General features: G+C 32.3%; 2 protein-coding genes. One reads left to right on the top strand and one right to left on the bottom strand.

Translation table 11 applies throughout. The features are described from left to right. Nucleotides 1-870, top strand: an 870-nt coding sequence (locus WOA13_RS11610; protein ID WP_342128062.1) for an integrase, incomplete at its 5' end; no start/stop codon positions are given. A gap of 22 nt (nt 871-892) precedes the next feature. Here the strand turns inward: WOA13_RS11610 and WOA13_RS11605 are convergent. Continuing rightward, nucleotides 893-1,522, bottom strand: coding sequence for a recombinase family protein (locus WOA13_RS11605; protein ID WP_342128061.1), 630 nt, complete (start codon nt 1,520-1,522; stop codon nt 893-895). Nucleotides 1,523-1,593: the final 71 nt, after the last annotated feature.

Raw genomic sequence — 1,593 nt, 5'->3', positions numbered from 1 at the left:
CGGGTCCCAAGCTTGGGAAGCGACAAAAAAGCAACAACAATAGGCATGATTTCTTCAAATTCACTGCATTCAAATGAAGTGTATATGATTGATTATGCAGCCACAAAAAAAGATTTTGGAAAATGGTTGTTCAATAGAATTGGTGAACCAACTGCAAAATCTTATATCAGCTATTTGGATAGATACTTGATTGGTATAGTAATAGAAGACGTAGATGATTTAATTAAGATATCATCTACTGTTCACAAAGGTTGGAATCCATACGCTAAAAGCGTAAGGAATCTAATCAATTATCATTTGGAAAAACGATTGATATCAAACAGTGGAGCTATAGAATTAAAGAATCATCTTAAACTTAAGAAAACTGGCACTGACACCTTTGTTCCAAGTGATGAAGCTGTGAAATCTGTATTAAATGAATGTACTAATGAACAAATAAAAATCTTAATGCAACTCATCTATTATAGTGGTATAAGAATCACAGAAGCTGTCAAGATTGTGACTGAATTTGATTCGAAAAATCTACACTTTTTTGATGATGTCGCATATTATGACATTGATTGGGAACGTGGAACAAAAAAAGCATTCAAAGCATTCATGCCATCCAATTTTGCAAAAAAGCTGACGAAAATGAATCTCGATAAAGATTATGCAAGGAAATACATCGGCATTAAAGGTCTTCCGTTAAAATATGGACGGAATTTTTTCATCGATAAATGTGTAAAGGTAGGAATTCAGGAATCCCTCATCAAGTATATGATAGGACATTCTGATGGTTCTGTCTTAATGACAAACTACCTTGAAAAACTCAATAATTCAATTGGTGCTTATAGAAAAGTTGCACCTGTAATTGATGGAATACTTGCATAATGGAAAAAGAATAGAGTTTGTATCAGATGTATTTAATTCTCCATTCTCCATTTTCATAAACATATCCATACTCAACCAATCGATGTGTAATTGTCGATGCAGTTACACCAAAGAATTTTCCGCATGCATTGGCTGATAATCCTTTTCCGACAAGTTCTTCAAGTTTCTTTCTGGAAATCTCTTTTCTTGGTCGATGACAAATTTTACCATTCTTTTCTGCTGCTTCCCTTCCTGCTTTCATCCTTTCGTTGATTATCTTTCTTTCAAATTCAGCAAATGATGCCATTATTTGAAGTGTCAGCGTACCCATTGCAGAAGAAGTATCAATTGGTTGGTCTGTTGCAGCATAATCAATTTCATATTCTTTCAGTTTTTCAACTGTTACCAGTAAATCAAGAATTGAACGTGCAAACCTGTCAATCTTTGTTGTAAGAACAACATCAAACTTTTTATCTTTTGCATCTTCCATCAATAAATTAAATGCAGGTCTATCGGTATTCTTTCCAGAATAACCAAAATCAACATAATTATTGTAGATTTCATAACCTTTCAACTGACAATATTTTGTCAATTCTTCTGTTTGTAATTCAATCGATTCTTTTTGTTTGTCTGTCGAAGTCCTAATGTAAATTGCAACTTTTTTATTTACCATATGAAATAATAATGTCTTTATGAATACATATAAACATTATTATTAAAGTGAAAAATAGCTGAAACTTTCTG

Origin of the sequence: Methanococcoides sp. LMO-2 (genome assembly GCF_038432375.1) — an archaeon.
Lineage (GTDB): Archaea > Halobacteriota > Methanosarcinia > Methanosarcinales > Methanosarcinaceae > Methanococcoides > Methanococcoides cohabitans.
Note: the sequence above shows the minus strand (reverse complement) of the source record. Positions and strands in the feature narration are given on the sequence as shown.

What these genes read in the sequence shown, in the direction of transcription:
- WOA13_RS11605 (WP_342128061.1), bottom strand. Translation starts at nt 1,522, where the DNA reads ATGGTAAATAAAAAAGTTGCAATTTACATTAGGACTTCGACAGACAAA.